The sequence below is a fragment of the Caballeronia sp. AZ7_KS35 genome, assembly GCF_023631045.1.
GTDB classification, from domain to species: domain Bacteria; phylum Pseudomonadota; class Gammaproteobacteria; order Burkholderiales; family Burkholderiaceae; genus Caballeronia; species Caballeronia zhejiangensis.
Window position 1 is genome coordinate 37,743 of sequence record NZ_JALQDV010000040.1, and the last position, 26,641, is coordinate 64,383.

Consider the following 26,641-nt stretch of genomic DNA (forward strand, 5'->3'; position numbering starts at 1 on the left):
AATCGACGTGATTACGCTGCATCACTGCGTGAGCGCGCGCTCGTTCCGGCCGCTGTGGGCGCTGGAAGAAATCGGCGTGCCGTATGAACTGAAGATGCTGCCGTTTCCGCCGCGCGTGTTCGCGCGCGGTTTCAAGGACGTGAATCCGCTCGGCACGATTCCGGCGCTCACCGACGATGCGGACGACGCGCTTTTCATGACCGAATCGTCGGCGATCTGCCAGTATCTGGCGGCGCGCTATTCGCCGGGCGCGCTCGATGTCGCGCCGCACGAGGCCGATTTCGGCCGTTATCTCAACTTCGTGCATTTCGGCGAAGCGACGCTCACGTTTCCGCAGACGCTCGTGCTTCGCTACGCGCATCTGGAGCCGCCGGAGCGTCTGCAGCCGCAGATCGTCGAGGATTACGCGCGCTGGTTCCACGCGCGTCTGCGCACGCTCGCGCCGCTGCTCGACGCGCAGCCGTATCTGTGCGCGGGGCGTTTCACGGCGGCGGACATTTCCGTCGGCTACGCGCTGATGCTCGCGGAATTGCTGGGGCAGAGCGCGCACTTCGCGCCATCGATCGCGGAATACTGGCGGCGTCTGCGCGAACGCGAAGGCTTCGTCCGCGCGCTCGAGGCGCAGGAAGCCGCGGCGCTCGCGCAAGGCGTATCGACGACGGCGTCGCCACTGCTGCGTCCCTAGTTACCCTCCTTCACGTCCCCCCGTCCGTAGGGCTGTGCGAAGCGCCGCGCAGCCGTACTCTTCACATCACGCGCTGACGTTCACGCGCGCCGATTCAGAGAGTCTTACTTGACGAGGTTGGCGATGATCGTTCTTTCCTGGTTCCTGTCGGTTGTCGTTGCGCTGCTCGCGACGGCCACCATTGCGATGGCGCTGCCGACATCCCCCGCGGACGAACTGAACGCCACCGCGCCGCAATCGATTTTCAGCATCGAGATGAATCGCTTCGACGCGGTGCTCGCGTCGTGCATGCCGAATGCCGACTGACGACGACGACGACGGCGGCGCGCGCGGGGCGCGTCGTTGGGCGGCGGAAGTAAGTGTTGTCGAATCAATGCGTTGCAGCAAAATCTGAAACGATATCCACAGGCTTGTGCCCAGTTTCTGTGGACAACATAAAGCATCGAGGCCGAAGAGCCTGGGAAGATAACCCCAAGCCAGGCGCCACGGGCGCGTCAGGAGACCAACCGACGCAGCAGCAGAATCCGCCGATAATGACGGTTCCACGACAACCGGCGTCGAACCAGGAACCGCATGACCGCCAATCTTCCCAACGTCTGGGACGACGATTACCGGCGCTGGCTCGCCGAACTGAAACTGCGTGTCGAGCGCGCGCGCCAGCGGGCGGCGGCCAGCGCGAACCGGGAGCTCGTCACGCTGTATTGGCAGATCGGCCGCGATATTCTCGATCGTCAGCGGCGACAGGGCTGGGGCGCGGGCGTCATCGATCAGCTCGCGCGCGATCTGAAATCGGCGTTTCCCGACATGCGCGGCTTTTCACCGCGCAATCTCAAATACATGCGCGCGCTCGCGCAGGCGTGGCCGGACGAGGCATTCGTGCAGCAGCCTGCTGCACAATTGCCGTGGTTCCATCTCTGCACGCTGCTCGACAAGCTCAAGAATCAGAACGATCGAAGCTGGTACGCGGCGAAGGCGCTGGAGCACGGCTGGTCGCGCCAGATTCTCGTGATGCAGATCGAAACCGCCGCGCACACGCGCAGCGGCAGCGCGATCACCAATTTCGACGAGCGCCTGCCGCCGCCGCAATCCGATCTGGCGCGCGACGCGCTCAAGGATCCATACATCTTCGATTTCCTCGGACTCGCCGAAAACGCGCAGGAACGCGATATCGAACAGGCGCTCACCCAGCACATCACACGCTTTCTGCTGGAGCTGGGCGCAGGCTTCGCGTTCGTCGGACGGCAGTATCGGCTGGATGTGGGCGGCGACGAGTTCTTCATCGATCTGCTGTTCTATCACCTGAAGCTGCGCTGCTACGTGGTGGTCGAACTAAAGACGACGCCGTTCAAGCCCGAATACGCCGGCCAGCTCAATTTCTACCTCTCCGCTGTCGATGCGCAACTGAAGGCGCCCGACGATCAGCCGACGATCGGGCTTTTGCTGTGCAAGGAGAAGAACCGGCTGGTCGCCGAATATGCGCTGCGCGGCGTCGCGAAGCCGATGGGCGTCGCCGAATATCAGCTGCTGCGTGAAGTTCCGGCATCGCTGGAGACGACCCTGCCTTCGATCGACCAGATCGAGGCCGAATTGCGCGGCGACATGCCAGACGAGCGGTGAAGCGGCCAGAAAATTAGGCCAAAAAAAAGCCCGCTTCAGTTGAGCGGGCTTGAATCCACATCGGTTGAGACATGGAGGAGACAGGTGTTAGTATAAACCCTTAAGCCTCCACGTCAACACCTAAAACAAAAAAAATCGCAATCGGTAATCGACCGCAGCAAATTTGCAACACATCGGCGGCGGTCACTGCTTGCCGAGGCTGTGATAGTAGGCGGCCAGATTGGCGACGTCCGCGTCGGACAAGGTTTTCGCCATCATCGACATCATTTCGTTCTTGCGCTCGCCCGTGCGGAAATCGTTGAGCGCCTTCACGAGATATTCCTCCGTCTGCCCGGCGAGATTGGGCGCTTCCGGCAGTTTCGACATTCCGTCGATGCCGTGACAGGCCGCGCACGCCGTCGCCTTCGCGCGCCCGGCTTTGATGTCGCCGGCGGCGAACGACGCGGAAGCGCCCGCCGCCAGAACGCCCGCGAGCACCGCCGCCGTCAGCGCGACCCTCATTTGGCCCCCGAATACGAAATGCGATAGATCGCGCCCGCGTAGTCATCGGAGACGAGCATCGAGCCGTCTTGCAGCATCTGCACGTCGGCGGGACGGCCCATGTACTCACCGCTACTCGTCAGCCAGCCTTCCGCGAAGACTTCCGCCTCGCCTGCGGTGCCGTCGTCCTTGATCGGCGTGAACATGATGCGCGCGCCGATCGGCTTCGTGCGGTTCCACGAGCCGTGCTCCGCAACGAAGATGCCGCCCTGATACTTCTGCGGGAACATCTTCCCGTTGTAGAACGACATGCCGAGATCGGCGGCATGCGCGGCGAACTCGACCTGCGGAAACACGAGACCCGCCGGCGGATTCTGGTCCTTGTATTCCACCGTTCGCACCTTGCCGCCGCCGTACCACGGAAAGCCGAAGTTCTCGCCGCCCTTGGTCGCGCGATTCAGCTCGCCCGGCGGGGTGTCGTCGCCCATGCCGTCGACCTGGTTATCGGTGAACCAGAGCGTCCTGTCCTTCGGATTGAAATCGAGACCGACCGAATTGCGCACGCCGTGCGCGTAGACTTCGCGGTTCTTGCCGTCCTGATCCAGACGGATGATGCCCGCGAGCCCATTCCTGTCGAGTTCGGCGAGCTTGTCTTTCGGCGGCACGTTCCACGGCTGGCCGAGCGCGATGTACAGCTTCTTGTCCGGCCCGACGCGGCAGTAGCGCGCGCCGTGATTGAAGCTTTCGAACTGCGTCGGGATCAGCTTGCCCTGCGGGACGACGACCGCCGCGGCGACATCCGGTCCGCCTTCGCCGAAGAACTGCGCCGCCGGGAAGCCGAGCACGCGGTTCTGCTCGACCACGTAGAGCACGCCGTCCGGCGAGAAGCAGACGCCATTGGGCACCTTGAACGTCACCGACGACGCGAACTGCACGACATCGCTCGCTACGCGTTGCTTGGTCCGGTCAGTCACCTGCCACACGCGATTTTTGCGGCTGCCGACGAACACGACGCCCGTCGAAGGCTCGATCGTCATCGCGCGGGCCTCGGGCACGACGGCGTATAGCTCGATTTTGAAGCCGGGCGGCAATTTGATCTGCTCGAGATTCTTGCGCAGCGCATCGGCCGTCTGGCCAGCTTGCGGAATGGTTTCCGGCGGTGCGGCATTGCCCGTCTGCCGGAAATTCGAAAGCGCGTTGATGTTGTCCTGCGCGGCGTTCGCGTGCGGCACGCAGGCGATCATCGCGCCGACGGCCAACGGCAAAAGCTTGAACGTTGCGTTCATCCGGTTTGTCTCCTGTTGTTGTTAATAACCGGAGCGGACGTTTCGGTGGCGCCGTCCGGTTCCATGCAAAGCAAAAGGTGCTCTCGGAATTGCACTGAACAAAACACGGCCACTTCCGCCGACGCGCGCATCGCACGACGCTTCGGCAATGAAAACAATCTTAGGATAGAAATCGCTTAAGTAAGCAGCGGATGACTAAGTTTCGCTGCGGCGCGCGGTTGCATGCGGCATCTATTTCCGGCCGTCGAAGAGAAAGACGTCGGTGCGGTCCGGGCTCGGCAACGCGACGAGTAGACGCGCGCCGTCGAGCACCGCGTGACCGGTCACGGTCGTATCGGGAAGCGGGCAGGGCGCGGGGCCGAAGGTCACGGAGACGTCGTAGGCGTTCGCGCCTTGGTGCGGCGCCGTCGTGCCTTTGAAGATGCAGCCGGATGTCGTCGTGCCGGCGAGATAGCCGTCGCCCGCGACCGTGATGCGCGTCTGCGTCGTTCCGCCGAGCGACATGCCGCGTCCGCTGTACAGGCCGCCCGCGTTGGCGCGGCTCGGCGCGATGTCGAGCATCGGCGCGGCGTTGGCGGAAAACGCGAGCCCCGCGCCGCCGTCCTTGTTCGCGACAGTTCCGTCGACGGCGGGCGCGCGCGCGAAGTTCACGCTGAAAACGGCCGCCGACGCAGGCGCCTTGCCCACGCGATAGTCGAATGCGGCGTCGCTGATGAAGCGGCCATCGCCCGATTGCTTGCCGCTCTTCGCGACCGCGACGCCCGCGAGTCCCGCGCCGCCCGCGCTTGCGTAGAAGAGATAGGCGGTGCCGTCGAAAAGCATGAGAAGCGTGGCTTGCGCCGTGCTGCCCGTGAGCGAGCCTTTGTAGACGCCGCCCGAAGGTAGCGTCGTCGTAACGGCGCCGGGCGGCGGCGCGGAGTTGGAACCGCCGGTGGAACATGCAGCGAGAGAGATGGCGCAAACCACGAAGGGAATTGCGTTTCTTGTCATTCTGCACTCCGGTCGCGAGCGATGAGAGTCCTGTATAAGCGCTTCAATCATGCAGGTCAAGCGCGTCGCGCCGGCTCATTCAGCGCTCATTCAGCCTCTTTACGATGCTTTGCATGGCAACGCGATACGCGAAACGCGAGCCGAAACCAACAAGACATCGTCCGATCTGAGGAGCAAGAACATGAACAAGTCGACTATCGCGGTCTGCGCTTTGGCCGTCGCCTGCACGGTGGGCATGAGCGGTTGCGCATCGATGGGAAGTTCCGCCGACATCTACGACAGCATGCAGACGCAACACGAGGAAACGGTGCGTATGGCGACCGTCGAAAGCGTGCGCGGCGTGACGATCGAGAACAACGACGGCCATCCGGCTCCGTTCGGCGCGATCGGTGGCGGCCTGCTCGGCGCGGTGGCGGGCAGCGCGGTCGGAGAAGGACACGGCTCGCTGCTCGCCGGCGTGATCGGCGGCGTTGCGGGCGCGGTCGCGGGCGATCAAATTCAGGACCATCTCGAACGGCAGAAGGGACTCGAAATCACCGTGCGTCTCGACAACGGCGATTTGCGCGCGATCACCCAGGCCGCCGATGGCCAGATGTTCTACGCCGGCCAGCGCGTGCGTTTGCTGTCGAGCGGCGGCATCACGCGCGTGACGGCGTGATCGTGTGAAGGAAGTGTGAACGTGCAGAATGAGCGGATCGTGAGGTGCGTTCGGATGGGAAGCAATCGGCGGATCATCGTGTTCGGCGCGTTCGACCGGCATAACTTCGGCGACATGTTGTTCGCGCATGTCGTCGCGGCCTTGCTCGCTGAACGCCGTCCGAACGTCGAACCGATATTCGCCGGATGCGCGCGGCGCGAACTGCGCGCGCACGGCGGCCACGGCGTCGCCGCGCTTTCGCAACTGGCCGCGCGCTGGCGCGATGAGCCCGTCGTGCTGATCCACGCGGGCGGCGAGTTGCTGACGTGCGACGCGTGGGAAGCCGCCGTGATGCTGAAGCATCCCGACGAAGCGCAAGCCTGCATCGCCCGATACGAGTCGCGCGCGGCGGATCGAAACGCGTGGGCGCGCGCCGAACTCGGCATGGACGCGCTCGCGCCGTACGTCATCGGCCGCGAGATGTTTCCGCGAGCGGCGTCGATTTCCTTCGATGCGATCGGCGGCGCGACGCTCGACGCCCGCGATGCCGCGTTTCAGGCCGAAGTGCTGGCCAAGCTCCGTTCAGCCGATGACATCAGCGTCCGAGACACGCACACGCAAGCCTTCCTGAAGCGCGCGGGAATCGACGCGCGCCTCGTCCCCGATCCGGCATCGATGGTCGCCGAGCTTTTCGACGCGCGCATCCGGACGCGCGCCGGCGCATGCCGCGCGTTCCCGCGCGGTTATCTGGCCGTCCAGTTCAGCGCGGATTTCGGCGACGACGCGACGCTCGCGCAGATCGCGCATCAACTGGATCTGATCGGCGCATCGACGGGACTGGGCATCGCGCTGTTTCGCGCGGGCGCGGCGCCGTGGCACGACGACATCGCGGTCTACGAGCGCATGGCGGCGCGTATGCGCCATCCGTCGGTGACGATCTTCGATTCGCTCGACGTCTGGGACATCTGCGCGCTGATCGCGAAAAGCGACGGTTACGCGGGCAGCAGCCTGCATGGCCGGATCGTCGCGATGGCGTACGGCTTGCCGCGCGTGAATGTGGCGCACGCGGACGCGGCCAAGCAGCGCGCGTACGCCTCGACGTGGGAGATCGCGGGCGCGCCGGGTGTGGTGAGCATCGCCGAATTGCACCCCGCCATGCACGAAGCGCGGGCGATGGATCGCGCGGCGCTTCGCGAGACGGCATCGGCGCTCGCGAAGGCGCATCGGGCGGGATTCGAGCGTGTCGCGCGATCGGCGCTCGGGCCATGAAGACGCGAAATCCGGATACGACCTGACGGCCGCCGAAAGCGGCGCGAAGGCTTCCGGAAAGACGAGATCGGCGCTGGCTGAATAACGCGCCCGGATGCTTCGGGCCGATGCAGGCGAAGGTAGGATGACGGCTTTCGTTCACGCGCCGCAGGTCCATTCCGAATGAATAGCATCACGAAACTCTTCAAGGTCGAAACGATCAATTCACGCGAGGTGACGGTCGAGTTCATCCGCGCGCTGTGGCATTTGCGCTCGCTGCTCGGCACGCTGCTGATGGCGTTCTTCGCGCTCTGCGCGGCGATGTTCTGGCTCGGCGCGCCCGTCGAAACCGCGACGCACGCGCGCGTTTCGTTCGGCGCAACCGTCTATTACTGCGGCGTGACGGCGCTGACCATCGGATACGGCGATGTCGTCGCGACGACGGGCATCGGGCGAGCCTTGTCGATGTTGCTGGGCTTGTATGGCGTGCTCGTCACCGGCACGACGACGGCGGTGGCCGTGTTCGCGGTCCAGCGCGCGGTGAAACGCGATGCGCGACACGCGCCCTGAAGATCGCCGCGTTCCGTCCTATGCTTCATCAGGCGCCATCGAAGGGAGCGACAACGTCATGAACAGCCTCGAAGGAAAGATCGTCGCCATCACGGGCGGCTTCGGCAGTCTCGGACTCGCGACGGCGCGCGTGCTCGCGCAACGCGGCGCGCGGGTCGCGCTGATCGGCCACGGCGCGGCGTCGGAAGCGTTGCCCGCGCCGCTCGGCGACGCGTGCATCGTGACCGGCATCGATCTGACGGATGCGAAATCGGCGCAACAAGCCATCGATACGGTCGTTCAGCGGACGGGCGGCCTCGATGCGCTCGTGAACGTCGCCGGCGCATTCGCCTGGGAAACGGTCGCGGACGGCAGCGCCGACACCTGGCAAGCGATGTTCGATGTCAACGTGAAGACCGCGCTCAACGCATCGAAGGCCGCGCTCGCGCAACTGGGCGCGAAGGAAGGCGGGCGCATCGTCAATGTGGGCGCGCTCGCGGCGATGAAAGCGGGCATGGGGATGGGCGCTTACGCGGCATCGAAGGCCGCGCTGTTGCGCCTGACCGAAGCGCTCGCCGAAGAGTTGAAGGACACGGGCGTGACGGTGAACGCGGTGTTGCCGTCGATCATCGATACCGCGCCCAATCGCCGCGACATGCCCGACGCCGATTTCTCCCGCTGGGTGCGGCCCGAAGCGCTCGGCGCGGTGATCGCGTTCCTGCTTTCGCCGGATGCGCAATGCATCACGGGCGCGGCGATTCCGGTGACGGGACGCGTCTGACGTTTCAGCGCGACTGCGCCTTGAAGCCTTCGCCCTGCATGCCCGCGCGATCCACCGCCGCAATGCGGTTGCGGCCGTTGTCCTTCGCCTGATACAACTGCGCGTCGGTCAGATTGATGAACGCCGTCACGTCCATGCGCTCGCCCGGAACGACGGTGCCCACGCCGAAGCTCGCCGTCACTCGCTGATCGTGCGGCGAGCGCACGTGCGCAATCGCTTCCTCGGCGATCAGCGCGCGGCAACGCTCCGCGACGCGTATCGCGGATTCGGCGTCGGTATCGGCGAGAATCAGCGCGAATTCCTCGCCGCCGAACCGGCCGAGAAAGTGCTGCGGACCCGCCGCCTCGCCGAGCACGCGCGCAATGCGCTTCAGACACTCGTCGCCCTGAACGTGGCCGTAGTAATCGTTGTACGACTTGAAGAAGTCGATATCGATCATCACGAGCGACAGCGGCTTGCCCGAATCCTTCGCGGCATGCCATTCGCGCGCCATCACGTCGTCGAAGCGGCGGCGATTGCCGACGCCGGTCAGGCTGTCGCTGAACGACAGGCGTTCCAGTTCGCGCTGCATTTGCGCGAGCTTTTCTTCGGTGCGCTTGCGTTCGCTGATATCGAACATGAAGCCGATCAGCGCCTCGACCTCGCCTTTCTCGTTGCGCTCGACGTGCACGACATCGCGCAGCCACACGTAGCCGCCGTCGCGGGTGAGCGCGCGGTAATCCGCTTCGTGATCCGTGCCCGCCTTCGATTGAGAGACGCAGAAGTTGACGACTGCTTCGCGGTCGTCGGGATGCATGCGCTCGGCCCAGTCGTTGACCGTTTTCCACGACGACGGCGCCCAGCCGAGCAAGGCCTCGATCTGCGGGCCGATGTAGGCGAATTCCATCGTCGCCCAGTCGATCTTCCACGGAATCGCCTTGGTCGATTCGAGCAGCGTGCGATAGACGGCGTGATCGTCCTCGCCGAGCGCGCGCTCGGGCGGCGCGAGTGTGTCTTCGTGCCGCAGGAAAGCGGCCTGGAGCGAACTGTCGGATGGGGCGCGATTCATCGTGTGCGGTGGCGGCGATGCCTGGTGGACGTGTGCGTGTGTTATCGGCAACGTCCGCCGATTCTGAAGTCGCGCGTGAGGTTTCGGACTTTACTGGTGGGAAGTGCGCGCGCAGTCGCCTATGCTCGCCGGGTAGCTGCAACGCTACAAGGTGGTCTCGTACCTTTGCCCCGACAGGGTCGGGGCTTTTTTTCGCCCGATCGACGTCCTCACCCCTCCCTCCACACCACAAAGTGCATGACATCGGTGCGCGCCTCGTCGAAGCCCGCTTCGCAATAAGCCAGATACAGCCGCCACGTCCGCACGAAGGCTTCATCGAATCCTTGCGCGCGGACTGCATCGGCGTGCATCTCGAACGCGTCTCGCCAACACCTCAGCGTCCTTGCGTAATCCGCGCCGAACGAAAGCGTCGCGCGTGCATCGAGTCCCGCGCGCCGCGCCGCGCGTGCGAAGCGCTCCGGGCTCGGCAGCATGCCGCCCGGAAAGATCGTCTCGCGGATGAAGTCACTGGACGCGCGATACGCGGCAAAGCGCGCATCGTCGATGGTGATCGACTGCACGAGCGCCTTCGCGCCCGGCGCGAGACAGCGGCGCAGCACGCGGAAATACGCCGGCCAGAACCGTTCGCCCACGGCTTCGAACATTTCGATCGACACCACCGCGTCGTACTGTCCATACACATCGCGATAGTCGCGCAGTTCGATATCGACAAGCCCGCTCAAACCTTCGCGCGCCACGCGTTCCACGGCGAACGCATGCTGCGCGGTCGAAACGGTCACGCCGTGCACGCGTATGCCGAGACGCGCCGCGTGCCGCGCGAAGCCGCCCCAGCCGCAGCCGATCTCCAGCACGCGCATCCCCGCCGTGAGTCCGAGCGTATCGACGATGCGCCGATACTTCCGTTCCTGCGCCGCTTCGAGCGGAAGACCGGCGTCGCCATCGAACCATGCGCTCGAATACGTCCACGTCGGATCGAGCCAGAGCCCGTAGAACGCGTTGCCGATGTCGTAATGCGCGTGAATGTTGCGGCGGCTCCCCGCGCGCGTGTTCAGGCGCAGACGATGCCGCACGTTGTGCCAGCACCGCGCGACAAAGCCGCCCGCGACCGTGCGCGCGAGCGCCGTCTCGTTGCGGATCGCGAGCCGCAGCAGGGCGCACGGATCGGGCGTATCGAGCCATTTCGCCCGATACGCCCGCGCGAAGCCGATGTCGCCCGCGCGCAGAATCGCCCGGCACGCGCGCCAGTCGCGGATGAAAAGAAGCGCGGCTGGTTGCATCAGCGGATCGCCGAACACAGAGCGCCCGCCATCCGGCATGACGAGCACGAGATGTCCGACGCTGATGCGACGCAGAAGGCCGAGAAAGATCCGCGCGGACATCGGCATCGCCGATGTCGCGGAGAAAGATCGCAGCAGGTTCATGGTCCCGTCTCGTCCCTCGTCGGTGGATGCTTGCCGTAAAAAGGCACGCGCTTTATCCACAGCCGCAGCGCCTGCCAGTGAATGCGCGCAATGACGCCCGCGGCGAAGAGCGGCGCGCACAAGAGCGTGCGACACGCGAGCGCGCCGGTGAGCGGCCGCGCGACGAGACCGATCGCGGTGCGCAGCAGCAGCCCGTCGCGGTCGCGATAATCGATCGAGATGCTCAAGCGGTCGCCACGCTGCCGCACGCGAAACGCGTAGTCGCCGGCGACATCGCAAAAGGGCGAAACGTGCAGCGTCTTGCGGCAGACGAGCACGGTGTCTTCGACGATCGGCGCATGATCCTGCGCGCTCAGCAAATAGCCGCGATGCTCGCCGAAGGTGTTGCGCACATCGGCGTAAAGCGCGCGCAACGCGCCTGCGCGGTCATGACAGAACCAGAAGCTCACCGGATTGAACGCGTAGCCGAAGACGCGCGGAATCGTCAGAAGATGGATTTCGCCGTCGGCGGGAATGCGCGACTGCGCGAGGCACGCGCGCATCCATAGATCGAGATCGCAGTGTTCGCGCGCGCCGTAATCGCATCGAAACAGCGCGAGCGGCCGAATGCGGTCGATGCCGAACCACGCACAGCGCAACGCGTCGAGACGCGCGACGTCGCAACGCACGTAGCGCACCGGATACTCGAAGCGATGCCGCGCCGGACGCAGCCGCTCGTGCATCACGCGGCCCGTCAGCCATTGCGCCGTCTTCATGGTCGCGCCCATGCCGGCTGGACGCCGAAATCGCGCGCGACGCGCAACGCCGATTTCAGGCCGTCTTCGTGAAAGCCGTAGCCGGTCCACGCGCCCGCGTGCCACGTCCGGCGCACGCCCTGAATGCGCGGCAGACGCGCCTGAGCATCGATGGCGGCGAGATCGAAGAGCGGATGTTCGTATTCGTAGCGGCCGAGTTGCGTGCGAGGCGCGGGTTCATCGACGGGATTGAGCGTGACGATGACCGGCATCCTGAAAGGAAGCGGCTGAAGCTGATCGAGCAGATAGCTCACGCAGACGGGCGCGGCCGCGTCGCGCGCAAGCGCCGCACGCGCGCCGATGTAGTTCCAGGCCGACCACACGCGGCGGCGGCGCGGCAAGAGCGCGCAATCCGTATGCAGCACCGCGATGTTGCGCTGATACCGCACGGCGCCGAGCACTGCGCGCTCATCGGCGGATGCGTTGTCGATGAGGCGCAGGCTCGTCGGTGCGTGCGTCGCGAGCACGACGGCATCGAAGCGCTCGGGACCGGCATCGTCGGTCATCACGGTGACGCCGTTGTCGTCGCGGCGCACGCCTCGCACGGGCGCGCGCGTGCGTACGTCGTCGAGCGTGGCCGCGATGCGCCGCACATACTCGCGCGCGCCGCCCGCGACGGTCTTCCACGGCGGCCGGCCGTTCACCTGCAATAGCGCGTGATTGAGACAGAAGCGCAGGAACGTGGCGGCGGGAAAGCGCAGGATGTCGTGCGCGGCGCTCGACCAGATCGCCGCGGCCATCGGCAGAAGATAGTGGCGCTGAAACGGCGCGCCGTATCCGCCCTCGACGAGCAGTTCGCCGACCGAGCAGCGCGTCGCGCTCACGCGTTCGAGCTGCCTATGAGCCGATGCATTGAAGCGCAGAATGTCGCCCAGCATGCCGATGAACGACGGCGAGAAGAGATTGCGCCGCTGCGCGAACACGGTGTTGAGGTTTGTGCCCGCCCATTCGAAGCGTCCGCCGTCGAGCGAAACGGAAAACGTCATGCCGCTGCGATGCGCCGCGACGCCGAGTTCATCGAACAGCGCGATGAGATTGGGATACGTTCGGTCGTTGAACACGAGAAAGCCCGTATCGACGGGATGCTGCACGCCGTCGAGCGCGACATCGACGGTATGCGTATGGCCGCCGAGATAATCGGCGGCTTCGAAAAGCGTCACGCGATGCGCGCGCGAGAGCAGGTACGCGCTCGCGAGACCGGCGATCCCCGCGCCGATCACCGCGATGCGCTGCTGTCTTTCTTTTGTCGATGATTCCATGACGGGCGGTCTCCTCGCGCCAAAAGGTCTCCTCGCGCCGCGTGGACGTGGCTGTTCCAGACGAGTGCGAGATCAAATACGAGAAAGACGCGCGCGCGGATGCACGCGCGCCGCGCTGCTTCAGTCGCGCTGACCGGGACTTTGAAATCCCGGCTGACCGATCTGCTCCGGCGATTGCGGCACGCGGCTAAAACGCGCGGTGTCGTAGCCCATCGCGTCGAGGCGCGCGAGCATCGAGCGATAGATGTCGTCGCTCATCGCCGGCTCGCGCGAGAAGATCCAGCCGAGCTTTCTGTTCGGATAGCCGAGGATCGTGTAGCGATAATCCGGATCGACGTAGAGCGTGAGTTGCGTCACGCGTATCGGCCAGAAGAGTTGCACGCTCCATTCGCCGCCGTTGCTGCCGGGCTTCACGGTATCGACGAAACGATGCGTCGTTTCCTCTTGCCCGAAGCCGTTCTTGCGGCCGAAAAAGACGTCGTCGATTTTTCCGTCCGCGCGCAGCGACCATTCGACATGCGTGCCGACGAAATCGCGTTCCGCGAAGTACGGAATATTCGCGATGACATACCAGCGCCCCATGTAGCGCGGCACGTCCACGGCAACGGTTTCGAGCGGTCGGTTCGCTCGCGGATTCGGATTCGGCGGACTCGAACAGCTCGCCACCGCCACGACGACGCCGGCCGCCACCAGCGCCACGATGAGCGCCCGCTTCGTGTTTGTCATGGCATCACCTTTATCGGACGCTTCTCGAACAGATAGTGCGCGACGCCCCATTCGCGGCCGCGCGCGTAGCCGAACAACTCGGCCACCGCCATGTAGAACATGCGCCAGCGCTGAAACCAGATGGCGGCCGCATCGCCATAGACGTCGCGCAGCATCGGCATGACGCGATCGCGAGCGGCATCGAGATTCGCGAGCCATTGATTCGCCGTGCGCGCGTAGTGCGTGCCGTTCATCCACCACTGACGCGTGACGCGCAAATCGTCCTGAAAGTGCAGCAGCAAGGACGCGGATGGCATCGTGCCGCCGGTGAAGAAATAGCGCGACATCCAGTCGCCGCCGTCGCGCGATGTGAAGTGATACGCAAGCGTCGCGTGCGCGAAGTGGTGGACAAAAAGTCGTCCGTCATCGGCGAGCCAGCGCGCGATCTTCGCGAGCAACAGGCCGTAATGCTTCATGTGCTCGAACATTTCGATCGACAGAATGCGATCGAACGGCGTCTCGTCGTGCGCGAAATCGAAATCGACGACATCGCCCGTCACGACGCGCAAGTTGCGAAGGCCGCGCTGCTGCGCCCGCGCTTCGATGAACGCGCGTTGCCCGCCCGAATTAGACAGCGCGACGATTTGTGCGCGCGGATAACGCTCCGCCATCCACAGCGCGAGCGAGCCCCAGCCGCAGCCGAGATCGAGGATGCGTTGACCATCGGCGAGTTGCGCGCGCTCGGCATAGCGTTCGAGCATCGCGAGTTCGGCTTGCGCGAGCGTTTCGTCGCCGCGCGGGTACAGACCGCACGAGTACTTCAGGCGCGGGCCGAGGTGCGCTTCGAAGAACGCATCGGGCAGCTCGTAATGCTGCGCGTTGGCGGCGTGCGTATCGATCGCGATCGGGCTCGCGCGCAGTTCGTTCAGAAAGCGCTCGAACGCCTGCGTGCGTTGTGCGTTGTCGTTCGCATATTCGTCGATGAGACGCTGACGGATCAGCAGGCGCATGCCGGCGCGCACGAGCGCATCAGGCACGAGGCCGCGCTCGCACGCGCGAATGATGCGGCTTTCGTCGAGCGCGGGCATGTCGGCGGGTGCGGCGGGCGCGGATGAGGTATCGCGGGCGGTGATGTTCATCGGCGTGTCCTTGCTTTGTTCATGCGCGTTTACGCGGCCACGGAATCAGCGCGCTCGTCGTTCGCATGTAGTCGCGATAGCCGTCGCGCGTATCAGCGAGATGCGCTTCGAGAATCGGAATGCCCGATACCTTCAACAGCAGCCACGCCATCAGCACGGGCGGCGCGAGCGTCGCCCAGCCCCACGGCATGCCGATCGAGAGCACCGCGTACGCGAGCCAATGCACGCATTCGAAGAAGTAATTCGGATGGCGCGAATAGCGCCACCAGCCATTGCGGCACACTTTTCCGCGATGCGCGGGATCGGCGGCGAAGCGCTTGAGTTGACGATCGGCCGCCGCTTCGCCCGCGACCGCGACGATCCACACGGCGGCGAATCCCGCGATGCACAGCGGACTCGCCGCCTCGCGCGCATAGGCGGGCACGAAGAACGCGATGGCAAGCAGCATCGAAATGAACGCCTGCAACTGGAAGAAGCCGAGCATGTTGCGCGCGGCGTGTTCGCCCCAGCGTTCGCGAAACGCGCGATAGCGCGTGTCTTCCGGCTTGCCGCGATTGCGCCGCCACAGATGCCGCGCGAGCCGCGCGCTCCAGAGCCCGCCGCCCGCCGCGACGCATACGCGATTGACCGTCGCGCCTGTCCCGCACGCGGTGATGACGAGCGCGGCCGCGCCGAGCGAAGCGGCCCAGAGCGGATCGACCATGCCCGCGTTTTCCGTGCGCAACTGCCAGAGCCACGCGGCAAAAAAGACCAGCACGAATCCGCTGACGACGACGAGCACGGTGACGATGAAAGGCATGGCGGCTCCGCGAACAGGCGTTCACCGAGTCATACGGATGCCGAGTGCGATTGGATGCAGCGAACGAAAGATGGACGTTCGCTGTGCGAGAGTCGCGATGCGATCGATCGTCAGGTCGAACGCATCTGGCCGGTTGCGAGCACGGGTCCGGTCGGGGCGCCCGTCGGCGAGCCGCCGGGGGGTTCGTCGGATACGGCGAGCACGGCCTGCGCGCTGAGTTGCGCGACGATCTCGGGCGGCAGCGTCATCGTCGCGGGACGATCGGGCGGGAAGACGCCGAGGGCAATCGGCTTCGCGTTCGGCGGAATCAGCCACAGTTCCGTCGCGCGATTCGCGGGGATCGTAACGTGCGACGCGGGCACGACGACCATGCGCGCGCGCCGCACATCGACGGTCGCGGTCCAGTGCACGACGCCGTCCTTGCGCGCGATCGACGCGACCATGTACTCGCCGGAGACGGCTGCCGTCGTCGGCGTTTGCGGGGCTTGCCGCAGCAAGGTGAAGGTCACGCCGAGCAGGACGAGCGCGGCGACGCTCGCGCCGATCGTCAGCCAGCGCCACACGTTCAGGCTGTCGCGCCAGCGTTCGCGTTTCGGCTGCGGCGCGATGAATCCCAGATCGCGGCGGATGCGCGTCCACACGCGCGGCGACGGCGCGATCGCGCGGACATCGTCGGCGAGCGGGGCAAGACGTCGCTGCCAGTCATCGAGCGTGTGCCGCAACGCGGGATCGCGCGACACGTCCGCTTCGAGCGCTGCGCGTTCGCGCGCGTCGAGCACGCCGAGCGCATATTCGGCGCAGCGCAGATCGTCGTCGTCGCGAGCGGGCGTGTTCATTGTTCGAGGCAGGTCTTGAGCTGCATCAGGCTGCGGCGAATCCAGCTTTTCATCGTGCCGAGCGGCACGGCGAGCCTTTGCGCCAGTTCGTTGTACGTCGCGCCGGTGAAGAACGCCTCGCGGATCGCGCTCTTCTGCTGCGGCTCCAGCCGGTCGAGACACGATTCGAGCCGCCGCCGTTCCTCGCTCGATTCCGCCGCGGCCGCGGGCGTGGGCGCTTCGTCGGCGATGTCGGGCGCATCGCCTTCGCCAAGCAGTTCTTCGCGATGCTGACGCATGCGGTCGATCGTGCGATTGCGCCCGAGCGCGACGAGCCATGTCATCGCGCTGCCGCGTGCCGGATCGAAGGTATCCGCGCGACGCCAGGCCGTGGCGAACACTTCCTGCAGCAGGTCTTCGGCTTCGCCGCGATCGCGGATCATGCGCACGATCACGCCGAACACTCGCGCCGATGTCGCGCGATACAAGTCGGCGAACGCCTGTTCGTCGCCCTTCGCGACGTTCGTGAGCATCTCGTCGATGCGCTCGCGGGGCAGGCGTTCGATATCGCCGGAGTAGGTGTCCGTCATGTGCAGGTCAGGTGTCTCGCGGTGCAATCCCTACTTGTGCGAAAGCATCGTTCCACGGCAACCCGACGCGAGACACCGGCACGCATAGAGCCGCTTGAGCGCCGCGGTGCGCCGGCCATCGACGGTCAGGCAATAGTCGATGAACAACTCCTGGCCTTTGCCGATCGGCCGGATCGCGCGGATGAACACGCGCTCGCCGTCCTGCTCCGCTTCGCAGTTCGGCGCGCAACTATGATTGAGCCAGCGCGCGGAATTGCCGCCGCGCGCGCCGTCGATGACCGTGCCGTCATCGAGACCGAAGAGGAAGGTATGACCCTCTTCCGCGTTCGATTTCGCGTGCATGCGCTGCGCCTCCTTCCACGACAGGCGCAGACCCTTGTATTCGAGCAGCAGCGCGCCCGTGGGAAGGTCGGCGAGAGCGAAAACGCCCCGGCCATGAACGGGCGATGTCCGGACAGTGATTCGACGCATGGTGTGGCGGGCCGCAGTGAGGAGGTTGAATATTTGAGTGCAGGCGTGAGCATCGTTATGATGTGGCCGTCATAAATCGTTGTCACGTCCATGCCCGCAGTTTCTCCCCGCAAGAGCAGGAAGCGCAAGCCATTACGCGGCTCGCTTGCGCGATATCGCAACCGGATCGTCGAAGTTCTCGGGGAGGCGCGCGGCCAGCGCGTGATGATACGGTCGATTCATGACGACGGCGTGGAGCGGCGCACCGCCGTGAAATGGATCAACCTGCTCCCGCTCGAAACGGAGTTGTTCTAGCGCTACCGGATGTCGCGCTTCTGAACGATGCGGCTCACCACCACGAGACAAACCGCGAGCAACACGCCGATATAGCCCACGACGGCCAGCCATCCGCCGTGCTGCCAGAAAGATCCGCCAATCGATCCGAGCACGCTCGACCCGACGTAGTAAGCGAGCAGATAGAGCGATGCCGCGTGACCCTTGGCACTGCCGGCGAGTTGCCCGACCCATCCGCTCGCGACCGAATGCGTGACGAAGAAGCCGATCGTCACGAGCACGATGCCGACGATGATCGTCACGAGCGCGCCCGAAAGCGTCAGCGCGAGACCCAGAGCGAACAGCACGACACCGCTGACGAGAACCGGCGCTCGTCCGAACCTGTCGGCAAGCGCGCCCGCCGTCGACGACGACACCATCCCGAACAGATACGCGCCGAAGATCAGGCCGCATGCGGTCGCGCTCAGGTTGAACGGCGGCGCGACAAGACGGAATCCCGCGTAGTTGTACACGGTCACGAACGCGCCCATCGCGAGAAAGCCGATGGCGAACACGAGCGGCAGAAGTCCGTGAAGCAATTGCGCTTTCCACAGCTGAAAATGATGCCGAAGCGTGAGATCGGTGCGTTTGACGAAACGCCGTGACGGCGGCAGCAGCATCACGAATGCGATGGCCGCGATCAGATCGATGACGCTGATCGTCCACATCGCCGTGCGCCACGAGAAATATTCCTCGAGCGCGCTCATGCCGATCCGCCCGATCATGCCGCCGAAAGCCGTGCCGCCGACGTAAAGGCCCATCGCGAAGCCGAGCCCTTCGGCTGCGATTTCTTCGGCGAGATACGCCATGGCGACGGCGGGCACGCCGCCAAGCGCGAAGCCTTCGAGCGCGCGCCATACGAGCATCGCGTCCCAGTGCGATGCGCTCGCCGCCAGCAGATTGAACACGGCCGCCGATGTCATCGATGCGAACATCAGCCCGCGCCGCCCGACGCGCTCGGACAACGCGCCCGCGCACAGAATGGACACCGCGAGAAATCCGGTCGAAACCGACAGCGACAGCGAACTCGCCGCCGCGCCGATATGAAACTCGCGCGCGAACGCCGGAAGCAGCGGCTGGACGCAATAGAGCAGCGAAAACGTCGAGAAGCCCGCGAGAAAGAGCGCGAGCGCGATGCGCCGATACGCGGCCGAAGCAGGAGAAATGCCGCTGGGAAGCGGGCGCGTCGCGGCGGTGCGTTCGTGGGTCGCCGACGGTGAAATCGAAGGGGAGGACATGGGCGTCGCCGGTTGAGAAGTAACCGGATTCATTCTTGCCAATGCGCGCTCATATGTCCAATATATGAAAGTATGCCCGGCAATATCTTTTAGCACTGGCTCGATCGTGTTCATGCAAAAGGAACAAGAAAATGGAGCTTCGGCATCTGCGTTATTTCCTGGCTGTGGCCGAAACCGCGAATTTCACGAAGGCCGCCGAGATGCTCGGCATCGGCCAGCCGCCTCTTTCCCAGCAAGTGAAAGCGCTGGAGCAGGAACTCGATGTCGTGTTGTTCAAGCGCACCGCGCGCGGCGCGGAACTGACGCTGGCCGGACGCGTGTTCGCCGACGAAGCGCGCCGCGTGCTCGACGACGCGCAACGCGCAGCGCGAGCGGCCCAACGCGCGGCGCGGGGTGAAACCGGACATTTGCGCGTCGGGTTCACGGGCACGGCGGCGTTCAACGAGCGCGTGTCGGCGCTGATCCGCAAATTTCGCGAAGCGTATCCCGATGCGGAACTGACGCTGCACGAAGCCGCTTCCGGCGTGCTGCTGGACGAGATCGAAGCGGGGCAGCTCGATGTCGCCATCGTTCGTCCGGAGCGTCGCGTCGCGGACGTAGTGCAGCAGCATGACTGGGACGACGAGCCGATGTTCGTCGCCTTGCCTGTCGGTCATCGGCTGGCTTCGCGCCGGCGCATCGAGTTGGCGGAACTGATCGACGAGCCCTTCGTGCAAGTGCCGCGCGCGGCGGGCGGCACGCTGTTCGACGACATCGTTGCCGCATGCGCCGCGGCGGGTTTCGAGCCGCGTCTCGCGCAACCCGCGCCGCAGATGGCGTCGGCGGTGACGCTCGTGGCGGCGGGGCTCGGCATATCGATCGTGCCGAAGGCGATCACGCAGGTGCGCGTCGCGGGCGTCGTCTACCGTCCGATCGTCGCGCGAGGCTTGCGCGCGCGGCTCGCGCTGGCGTCGCGGCGCGACGATCCATCGGCGGTGGTGCGCAATTTCCTCGAGCTTGCGTAGTTCAGTTCGTCAATAGTCCGCGCGCCTGTTCGAGCAACGCGGCGGCGGCGAGAAATTCCTTGCGGCCCGCCATCGTGAGCGCGGCGATCGCCGTGTCCTTGAAAAGCTCGTCGTTCGACGTGACGAGCGCGTCCGCTTCCCCGATTCGTCCCTGACGCAGCCGATAAAACGCCAGCATCTCGAACGCCTGCGCGCGCCGATCTTTATCCGCGCCCGACGCAACCAGTTGCGCCGCGCCGACCAGTTGTGCCAGCGCGCTTTCGTAGTCTGCCCGTTCCATCGTCGCGTTTCTCCCGAATCGTTGCCAATAATTCTCGCGCGTTTTGGTTCAAACTATCGCATCCGATACCGAACCGAAACAACGAAGGAGACGACGCATGGCAGTAAGCGAAGCAGTGATGGCATTGCGTGAAGCGCTCGGCGCACAGGTCGTGGCGCTGCCCGACGAATTCGGCGACCGGCGCGTCGCCGACTGGAGCGGCATGCCCGGCGCGACGCCGCTCGCGATCATCCGTCCGCGCGATACGAATGAAGTCGCGCAGGCGCTCGCCATCTGCTCGGCGCACAAGCAGCCGGTCGTCACGCAAGGCGGATTGACCGGACTCGTCGGCGGCGCGAATCTGCTCGGCGGCGAAGTGAGCCTGAGTCTCGACCGCATGAACCGCATCGTCGAGATCGACGCAATCTCGGGGACGATGACCGTCGAAGCCGGCACGCCGCTGCAAGTCGTGCAGGAAGCGGCGAGCGCGGCGGGCTTCTACTTTCCGCTCGATCTCGGCGCGCGCGGCAGTTGTTCCATCGGCGGCAATCTCGCGACGAACGCGGGCGGCAACCGCGTCATCAAGTACGGGATGATGCGCGATCAGGTGCTCGGCGTCGAAGCGGTGCTCGCGAGCGGCGAGATCGTCGGCGGGCTCAACAAGATGATCAAGAACAACAGCGGTTACGACTTGCGCCATCTTCTGATCGGCAGCGAAGGCACGCTCGCCGTCATCACGCGGGTCGTGCTGCGCTTGCGTCCAAAGCCCACGGCGACCGCGACCGCATGGTGCGGCCTGCCCGATTTCGCCGCGGTGACGACGCTGCTCACGCGCGCGCAGGCGAGCCTCGCGCCGGGCGTGTCCGCGTTCGAAGTGATGTGGGCCGGCTATCACGATACGGTCATCGCGAATCTGAAAAACCTGCGCGCGCCGCTCGCCGATGCGCATCCGTTCTACGTGCTGCTGGAAAGCGTCGGCACCGATCCCGCGCGGCACGGCGAAGCGTTCGAGGAATTTCTCGGCGGCATGCTCGAAGCGGGCATCGTGACGGACGCGGCCATTGCATCGAACGAAGCGCACGCGCGCGATTTCTGGGCGATCCGCGATGCGCCCGGCGAATACGATCGCTTCATCCCGAACTACGCGGCGTACGACGTGAGCTTTTCGATCGCGCAAGTCGGCGATGCGGCCGCGCAATGCGAAGCGCGTCTGCGCGCGCGCTGGCCGGGCGCCATCGTGATGACCTACGGCCATCTCGGCGACGGCAACATTCACATCGTCGTGGATATTCCCGGCCGGGGAAAACAGGATCACGACGATGTCGATGCCGTCATTTACGACGTCACGCGCGAGTTCGAAGGATCGATTTCGGCGGAGCACGGCATCGGCGTGAAGAAGCGCGAATATCTTCATCTCGCGCGCCGCGCAGCCGATATCGCGGCGATGCGCGCGATCAAGGCATCGCTCGATCCGCACGGCCTGCTCAATCCCGGCAAGGTGTTCTAGCCGCGCTTGTGCGAATGCCGGTGGTGAATGTCGGGGAAGTGCGCGTGCGAGTGCGTGATCGGCAGATGCGCGTGCGGATGCGTGTGCGGTTCGTCGCCGGAATACGGAAAGTCGTGCGTATGCCGATGATGCTCGTCATGCACATGCCGATGCGTATGTTCCAGGCGCTCGTGCGTGTGCTCGTGCTCGTGCCGTTCGCGTACGTGCAGCCACACGCCGAGCGTCATCAGCGCGGCGGCGATCCAGAACGGCATGCCCGGCGTTTGCGGCCAGATCGCGAGGGAGAGCGCGACGCCGAACACCGGCGCGACCGAGAAGTACGCGCCGGTGCGCGCCGTTCCGAGATGCCGTAACGCGATCACGAACAGCACGAGGCTCACGCCGTAGCCGCCGAAGCCCGTCGCCATCGCGGCGATGACGATAGGCGGCGCGGGCAAGTGCGCGCCCATCGCGAATGCGATGCCGAGATTCGTCGCGCCCGCGACGAGCCCTTTCGCGCAGGCGATGACCATTGCGTCGGCGGTCGAGATCTTGCGCGTCAGATTGTTGTCGATGGCCCAGCACAGGCACGCCAGGGCGATCAGGATCGCGCCGGTCGTCGCATGGGCGGCGCCCGGTTCCCACGCGAGCACGACGCCGCCCGCGACGATCGCGGCCATGCCGAGAAACACGGATACATCGACGTTTTCCCGAAAGACGATCCACGCGATCGCCGCCGTCAGCACGCCTTCGAGATTGAGCAAGAGCGAGCTCGTCGCGGCGGGCGTGCTGGTCAGGCCCAGCATCAGCAAGGCCGGCCCGGCGACGCCGCCGAACGCGATCGCGCCGCACAGCCATGCGATTTCCCGAGCGCGCATGCCTTCGGTTTTTTCGCGCCAGATTCCGCGCGCGAGCAGAATCGCGCCGAGGCCGACGCCGCTGCCGAGATAGAACAGGCCCGCGACCATGAACGGCGGCATCGGGCCGAGCAGCGCTTTCGCGATGGGCGTGGTCGCGCCGAAGAGCGCGGCCGCGGTGAGGGCGACGAGAATCGCGGTGAATCGGCTTTGCATGAAGGGACCGTGGAACGCATCGTGACGTCTCGAAAGTGTAGTTCACATGGTCTGACGCCCGCCGCGCTCTCATTCTTTGCTCATTTTCGCCGCTCAGAATGCCTCCATCGACGAACAACGCAGCGCGGGAGACGAGAAATGAAGACGATCCGACATGTGATGGTGGGCGTGAAACTCCTTGGCCTCGTGACGGTGGCGCAGGCGCATCCGTTCATCGGCGTGGGCATTGTGGGCGGGCCGGTGTTCCCGGTCGCATCGAGCGTGCAGAGTGCGCCGCCGCTGCCGGTCTATGCGCACGCGACGGATTCCGGCCCCGCGCCGCTGCCGCCCGATGCGCCGCCGGTGCGGTACGCGCGACCGGCCATCGGCAATATCTCGGCGATCATGGGGCACGCGAACGCGGCAGGCGTGTGAATCGCGCTCACATGAAAGTCAAAACGATTCGTTTGTGCCGATTCGCGCGCGGCGTTAGCCTGAAACGATGAACAGCACAATCGACTACGCAGCCATCGCCGATGCCGCGCGCGATGGCTACATGAATCGCGTCATCGCAAACGTCAACGATCACGACGTCCATATCAGCGTGATGGACGCGCCGTATCGATGGCACTTTCATCCGAACTCCGACGAGACTTTCGTGGCGGTCGAAGGCACGCTCGTCATCGAGTTCGAGGAAGGCGCCGTCGAATTGCGCGCCGGGCAATTGCTGACCGTGCCCGCGGGCAAGCCGCATTGCACGCGCCCGGGCGGCGCGCGTTCGGTGAATCTGACGATCGAGAAAAAGGACACGCAAACCGTGTTCTGCGACGCGCCCGCCTAACGCGCCGCACGCGTTTCGAGATGCTCGACGAGCCGCCTCGCGGCCGGCTGCAACGCCTCGAAGTCGCGAAAACATACGACGAAGCGGCGCTTCGCGAACGCATCGGAGAGCGGCACGGCTTCGATGCCGAGCGCCTGCCGATACGTTCCGGCGACTTCCATCGGCACGACGCTGATGCCGAGCCCCGCCGCGACGACGCGAAACGCCGCATCGAAACTCGACACGATCACGCGATACGACATCGACTTGCCCGCTTGCGCCGCCGCGCGCTGGAGCATCGTATGCACGGCGGTCGCGGGCGGCAGACCGACGTGCTCGAATTCCAGCGATTCCTCGAAGCTCACCGAACGCCGCTTCGCGAACGGATGATCCGCCGGCACCGCGAGCGCGAGCCGGTCGTGCCGATAAGCGCGATGTTGCAGCCCGTGCAGATCGACGCTGTCCCAGCACACGCCCACCGACGCCACGCCTTCGCGCAACTGCCGCACGAGATCGTTCGATAGCCGTTCTTCGACATCGACCTTGATGTTCTTGTTGGACGGCTCGCGCATGAACGACGCGATATCGTCGAGCAACGCTTCCGCAATCGCCGATGCCGACGCGCAAATGCTCACGCGCCCCATGAGACCGCCGCCGAACGCGGCGACGTCGTTGGCGATGCGTTCCATCGTGAACAGCACGCTGCGCGCGTGTTCGAGCAGCGCGATGCCCGCGGGCGTCGGTTCGACGCCGCGCCGCGAGCGCGACAACAACGGCACGCCGAGCGATGTTTCCAGTTGCGCGATGCGCTTGCTGATCGCGGATGGTTCGATATGCGCCTCGTGCGCCGCGCGCGCGATGTTCTGGTGCTCGCAGACCGTCACGAAGAGACGCAGCGTTTTCAAATCGATATCGCGCATGTGACCGGATTCCTCTGACGTTCCGAACGGGAAGCATGAGCCTTCCAAATTACCGCTTTTAGGCCATTTGCGGAATCTCTAAAGTCGAGACCATACACATAAGACCGGAGACAAAGCCATGCCCGCGTTCCCGCAGAACGCCGTAATCCGCGAAGTCGGCCTGCGCGACGGCCTGCAGAGCATTCGCACGGTCGTGCCGACCGAACGCAAGATCGAATGGATCGGCGATGCCTACGCCGCCGGTCAGCGCGAAATCGAAGTCGGTTCGTTCGTGCCCGCGCGCCTTCTGCCGCAACTCGCCGATACCGCCGAACTCGTCGCCTACGCAACGACGCTGCCGGGCCTGCTGGTTTCGGTGCTCGTCCCGAATCTGAAAGGCGCGGAGCGCGCCATCGAAGCGCACGCCGATCTGATGCTCGTGCCGCTTTCCGCGAGCCGCGCGCACAGTCTCGCCAATCTGCGCAAGACGCCCGAGGAAGTCGTCGATGAAGTCGCGCGCATGCGTGCGGCGCGCGATGCGTCGGGCGCGAAGACGCTGATCGAGGGCGGCATCGGCACGGCGTTCGGCTGCACGATTCAGGGCCGCGTCGATCACGCCGATGTGCTGCGCTACATGCAGGCGCTGCTCGATGCGGGCGCGGACCGCGTGAGCATCGCCGATACGGTTGGATACGCCGGTCCGCGTGCGGTGCGCGAGCTCTTCGAGAAGGCGCGCGACATCGCCGGCGAGCGCTTCTGGTGCGGCCACTTTCACGACACGCGCGGCCTCGCGCTCGCCAATGTCTACGCCGCGCTCGAAACCGGCGTCGCGCGTTTCGATGCGACGCTCGCGGGCATCGGCGGCTGTCCGCATGCGCCGGGCGCGAGCGGCAACGCGTCGAGCGAAGACCTCGCGTTCATGCTCGCCGATATGGGCATCGAGACCGGCATCGATATTTCAGCGTTGCTGGACGTGGGCGCGAAACTCGCGCGCTGGCTCGACGGCGAAACGCTGCACGGCGCGCTCGCGCTCGCGGGCTTGCCGGTCAATCACGAATCGAAAACTGCAATCGAAGCCTGAGGACGTCATGAGTCATTCAACCCTGCCGCTCGAAGGCGTGCGCGTGATCGAGTTCACGCATATGGTGATGGGCCCGACCTGCGGCATGATCCTCGCGGATCTCGGCGCGGAAGTCATCAAGATCGAGCCGCCCGGCGGCGACAAGACGCGCAATCTGCCGGGTCTCGGCATCGGCTTCTTTCGCTCGTTCAATCGGAACAAGAAGAGCGTCGTCATCGACATCAACACGGAAGAAGGGCGTGACAGCGCGCTCGAACTGATCGGCGCATGCGATGTGCTGCTCGAAAATTTCCGCCCCGGCCTCATGACGAAGCTCGGTCTCGACTACGAAACCTTGTCGAAGGCGCATCCGAAACTGATCTACGTGTCGCACAAGGGCTTTTTGCCGGGGCCGTACGAGAAGCGTCTCGCGCTCGATGAAGTCGTGCAGATGATGGGCGGCCTCGCCTACATGACCGGTCCGGCGGGCAGGCCGCTGCGCGCGGGAACGTCGGTGAACGACATCATGGGCGGCATGTTCGGCGCGATCGGCGTGCTCGCCGCGCTGCGCGAACGCGATCTCACCGGACGCGGCCAGGAAGTGCAGAGCGCGCTCTTCGAGAACTGCGTGTTTCTCTCCGCGCAACACATGCAGCAATACGCGATGACGCGCGAAGCGCCGCCGCCGATGCCGTCGCGCGTATCGGCATGGAGCGTGTACGACGTATTCACGCTGGCCGAAGGCGAGCAGTTGTTCATCGGCGCGGTGAGCGACAAGCAATTCGTTACGCTTTGCGATGTGCTCGAACGTCCCGATCTCGCGCAGGCGCCCGAGTTCGCGACCAATGCGATGCGCGTCGCGGTGCGGCCGCAATTGCTCGCGCGGCTCGGCGAGATTCTCGCGGATCACCGCGCCCACGAGCTCGCGCCGAAGCTCGAAGCGGCCGGCATTCCCTACGCGCCGATCATGCGCCCCGAACAGTTGCTCGACGATCCGCATCTGAAAGCGAGCGGCGGACTCGTGCCGATGCAGACCGACGACGGCGGCACGACCGACGTGGTTTTGCTCCCGCTCACGATGGGCGGACGCCGCCCCGGCGTGCGGCAGCCGCTCGCGCGCGTCGGCGAGCACACGGACGAAGTGCTCGGGCAACTGACGAAACGCGTCACGGCATGAGGCATTGCGACAGGCGCATA

General features: G+C 65.3%; 30 protein-coding genes. 13 read left to right on the forward strand and 17 right to left on the reverse strand.

The features are described from left to right. The first annotated feature begins 7 nt into the window (after positions 1–7). The 3 genes from NCT05_RS25295 to NCT05_RS25305 all read left to right on the forward strand — a co-directional run bounded on the left by NCT05_RS25295 (position 8) and on the right by NCT05_RS25305 (position 2,302). Entirely contained in the window at positions 8–685 is a 678-nt protein-coding gene (locus NCT05_RS25295; RefSeq protein WP_008347180.1) for a glutathione S-transferase family protein, read from the forward strand. A gap of 123 nt (positions 686–808) precedes the next feature. Next, entirely contained in the window at positions 809–991 is a 183-nt protein-coding gene (locus NCT05_RS25300; protein ID WP_250503436.1) for a hypothetical protein, read from the forward strand. Between the two features lie 267 nt (positions 992–1,258). Further along, the gene (locus tag NCT05_RS25305) at positions 1,259–2,302 is read left to right on the forward strand and encodes a PDDEXK nuclease domain-containing protein (protein WP_250503437.1); all 1,044 of its coding nucleotides are present in this window, start codon (positions 1,259–1,261) and stop codon (positions 2,300–2,302) included. Positions 2,303–2,485: 183 nt separating this feature from the next. Here NCT05_RS25305 and NCT05_RS25310 read toward each other — a convergent pair whose 3' ends face one another. The 3 genes from NCT05_RS25310 to NCT05_RS25320 all read right to left on the reverse strand — a co-directional run bounded on the left by NCT05_RS25310 (position 2,486) and on the right by NCT05_RS25320 (position 5,058). After that, positions 2,486–2,803, reverse strand: coding sequence for a c-type cytochrome (locus NCT05_RS25310; protein ID WP_008347185.1), 318 nt, complete (start codon positions 2,801–2,803; stop codon positions 2,486–2,488). Further along, positions 2,800–4,068 (reverse strand): PQQ-dependent sugar dehydrogenase, encoded by a 1,269-nt coding sequence (locus NCT05_RS25315; protein WP_250503438.1) that lies wholly within the window; start codon positions 4,066–4,068, stop codon positions 2,800–2,802. Before NCT05_RS25315 ends, NCT05_RS25310 begins: the two co-directional genes overlap by 4 nt. A gap of 231 nt (positions 4,069–4,299) precedes the next feature. Further along, positions 4,300–5,058: a hypothetical protein gene (locus NCT05_RS25320; protein WP_250503439.1), complete on the reverse strand. Its 759-nt coding sequence runs from the start codon at positions 5,056–5,058 to the stop codon at positions 4,300–4,302. Positions 5,059–5,239: 181 nt separating this feature from the next. Between NCT05_RS25320 and NCT05_RS25325 the strand changes: the two genes are divergently transcribed. The 4 genes from NCT05_RS25325 to NCT05_RS25340 all read left to right on the forward strand — a co-directional run bounded on the left by NCT05_RS25325 (position 5,240) and on the right by NCT05_RS25340 (position 8,273). Then, a complete protein-coding gene (locus tag NCT05_RS25325; protein ID WP_250503440.1) occupies positions 5,240–5,716 on the forward strand; it encodes an outer membrane lipoprotein in 477 nt (158 codons plus the stop codon). A 54-nt stretch (positions 5,717–5,770) separates the two neighbouring features. Beyond that, positions 5,771–6,964, forward strand: a complete 1,194-nt coding sequence (locus tag NCT05_RS25330) for a polysaccharide pyruvyl transferase family protein (RefSeq protein WP_250503441.1) — start codon at positions 5,771–5,773, stop codon at positions 6,962–6,964. A 162-nt stretch (positions 6,965–7,126) separates the two neighbouring features. After that, on the forward strand, positions 7,127–7,513 hold the full coding sequence (locus NCT05_RS25335; protein ID WP_175982074.1) for a potassium channel family protein: 387 nt from the start codon (positions 7,127–7,129) through the stop codon (positions 7,511–7,513). 58 nt (positions 7,514–7,571) lie between these two features. After that, positions 7,572–8,273, forward strand: coding sequence for an SDR family NAD(P)-dependent oxidoreductase (locus tag NCT05_RS25340; protein ID WP_008347197.1), 702 nt, complete (start codon positions 7,572–7,574; stop codon positions 8,271–8,273). Positions 8,274–8,277: 4 nt separating this feature from the next. On the opposite strand, the gene NCT05_RS25345 is transcribed toward NCT05_RS25340, so the two are convergent. The 11 genes from NCT05_RS25345 to NCT05_RS25395 form a co-directional block, all read right to left on the reverse strand. After that, positions 8,278–9,321, reverse strand: coding sequence for a sensor domain-containing diguanylate cyclase (locus tag NCT05_RS25345; RefSeq protein WP_008347198.1), 1,044 nt, complete (start codon positions 9,319–9,321; stop codon positions 8,278–8,280). A gap of 209 nt (positions 9,322–9,530) precedes the next feature. Next, positions 9,531–10,742, reverse strand: a complete 1,212-nt coding sequence (locus NCT05_RS25350; protein ID WP_250503442.1) for an SAM-dependent methyltransferase — start codon at positions 10,740–10,742, stop codon at positions 9,531–9,533. Then, the gene (locus tag NCT05_RS25355; protein WP_250503443.1) at positions 10,739–11,509 is read right to left on the reverse strand and encodes a DUF1365 domain-containing protein; all 771 of its coding nucleotides are present in this window, start codon (positions 11,507–11,509) and stop codon (positions 10,739–10,741) included. The genes NCT05_RS25350 and NCT05_RS25355 overlap by 4 nt, the downstream gene beginning before the upstream one ends. Continuing rightward, complete coding sequence (locus NCT05_RS25360; RefSeq protein WP_250503444.1) at positions 11,494–12,795, reverse strand: NAD(P)/FAD-dependent oxidoreductase; 1,302 nt, start codon at positions 12,793–12,795, stop codon at positions 11,494–11,496. The genes NCT05_RS25355 and NCT05_RS25360 overlap by 16 nt, the downstream gene beginning before the upstream one ends. Positions 12,796–12,915: 120 nt before the next feature. After that, positions 12,916–13,521: a lipocalin family protein gene (locus NCT05_RS25365; protein WP_250503445.1), complete on the reverse strand. Its 606-nt coding sequence runs from the start codon at positions 13,519–13,521 to the stop codon at positions 12,916–12,918. After that, the gene (locus tag NCT05_RS25370; protein ID WP_250441184.1) at positions 13,518–14,639 is read right to left on the reverse strand and encodes an SAM-dependent methyltransferase; all 1,122 of its coding nucleotides are present in this window, start codon (positions 14,637–14,639) and stop codon (positions 13,518–13,520) included. Before NCT05_RS25370 ends, NCT05_RS25365 begins: the two co-directional genes overlap by 4 nt. A 19-nt stretch (positions 14,640–14,658) precedes the next feature. Next, positions 14,659–15,438, reverse strand: a complete 780-nt coding sequence (locus NCT05_RS25375; protein WP_250503446.1) for a DUF1295 domain-containing protein — start codon at positions 15,436–15,438, stop codon at positions 14,659–14,661. 110 nt (positions 15,439–15,548) lie between these two features. Then, complete coding sequence (locus NCT05_RS25380; RefSeq protein WP_250503447.1) at positions 15,549–16,274, reverse strand: anti-sigma factor; 726 nt, start codon at positions 16,272–16,274, stop codon at positions 15,549–15,551. Continuing rightward, a complete protein-coding gene (locus NCT05_RS25385; protein ID WP_250503448.1) occupies positions 16,271–16,843 on the reverse strand; it encodes a sigma-70 family RNA polymerase sigma factor in 573 nt (190 codons plus the stop codon). The genes NCT05_RS25380 and NCT05_RS25385 overlap by 4 nt, the downstream gene beginning before the upstream one ends. Before the next feature lie 30 nt (positions 16,844–16,873). Further along, a complete protein-coding gene (locus tag NCT05_RS25390; RefSeq protein WP_008347218.1) occupies positions 16,874–17,314 on the reverse strand; it encodes an SET domain-containing protein in 441 nt (146 codons plus the stop codon). 296 nt (positions 17,315–17,610) lie between these two features. Continuing rightward, the gene (locus NCT05_RS25395) at positions 17,611–18,864 is read right to left on the reverse strand and encodes an MFS transporter (protein WP_250503449.1); all 1,254 of its coding nucleotides are present in this window, start codon (positions 18,862–18,864) and stop codon (positions 17,611–17,613) included. Between the two features lie 131 nt (positions 18,865–18,995). On the opposite strand from NCT05_RS25395, the gene NCT05_RS25400 reads away from it, so the two are divergent. Beyond that, positions 18,996–19,868 (forward strand): LysR family transcriptional regulator, encoded by an 873-nt coding sequence (locus NCT05_RS25400; protein ID WP_250503450.1) that lies wholly within the window; start codon positions 18,996–18,998, stop codon positions 19,866–19,868. Position 19,869: 1 nt separating this feature from the next. Here NCT05_RS25400 and NCT05_RS25405 read toward each other — a convergent pair whose 3' ends face one another. Further along, a complete protein-coding gene (locus NCT05_RS25405) occupies positions 19,870–20,148 on the reverse strand; it encodes a hypothetical protein (protein ID WP_250503451.1) in 279 nt (92 codons plus the stop codon). Positions 20,149–20,245: 97 nt separating this feature from the next. On the opposite strand from NCT05_RS25405, the gene NCT05_RS25410 reads away from it, so the two are divergent. Beyond that, positions 20,246–21,634, forward strand: a complete 1,389-nt coding sequence (locus tag NCT05_RS25410) for an FAD-binding oxidoreductase (RefSeq protein WP_250436985.1) — start codon at positions 20,246–20,248, stop codon at positions 21,632–21,634. Here NCT05_RS25410 and NCT05_RS25415 read toward each other — a convergent pair. After that, the gene (locus NCT05_RS25415; protein WP_175982066.1) at positions 21,631–22,686 is read right to left on the reverse strand and encodes a DMT family transporter; all 1,056 of its coding nucleotides are present in this window, start codon (positions 22,684–22,686) and stop codon (positions 21,631–21,633) included. The genes NCT05_RS25410 and NCT05_RS25415 overlap by 4 nt on opposite strands. Before the next feature lie 138 nt (positions 22,687–22,824). Between NCT05_RS25415 and NCT05_RS25420 the strand changes: the two genes are divergently transcribed. Further along, complete coding sequence (locus NCT05_RS25420; protein WP_250503452.1) at positions 22,825–23,100, forward strand: hypothetical protein; 276 nt, start codon at positions 22,825–22,827, stop codon at positions 23,098–23,100. Between the two features lie 67 nt (positions 23,101–23,167). Further along, positions 23,168–23,506 carry a cupin domain-containing protein gene (locus tag NCT05_RS25425; RefSeq protein WP_008347234.1) on the forward strand — a complete coding sequence of 113 codons (339 nt, stop codon included), beginning with the start codon at positions 23,168–23,170 and terminating at the stop codon, positions 23,504–23,506. On the opposite strand, the gene NCT05_RS25430 is transcribed toward NCT05_RS25425, so the two are convergent. Continuing rightward, the gene (locus tag NCT05_RS25430) at positions 23,503–24,405 is read right to left on the reverse strand and encodes a LysR family transcriptional regulator (protein WP_175982065.1); all 903 of its coding nucleotides are present in this window, start codon (positions 24,403–24,405) and stop codon (positions 23,503–23,505) included. The two genes, NCT05_RS25425 and NCT05_RS25430, sit on opposite strands and share 4 nt — an antisense overlap. A 118-nt stretch (positions 24,406–24,523) precedes the next feature. On the opposite strand from NCT05_RS25430, the gene NCT05_RS25435 reads away from it, so the two are divergent. Together NCT05_RS25435 and NCT05_RS25440 are read left to right on the forward strand one after the other, a co-directional pair. Further along, a complete protein-coding gene (locus tag NCT05_RS25435; protein ID WP_250503453.1) occupies positions 24,524–25,465 on the forward strand; it encodes a hydroxymethylglutaryl-CoA lyase in 942 nt (313 codons plus the stop codon). 7 nt (positions 25,466–25,472) lie between these two features. Next, on the forward strand, positions 25,473–26,621 hold the full coding sequence (locus NCT05_RS25440; protein WP_008347241.1) for a CaiB/BaiF CoA transferase family protein: 1,149 nt from the start codon (positions 25,473–25,475) through the stop codon (positions 26,619–26,621). Positions 26,622–26,641 lie beyond the last annotated feature (20 nt).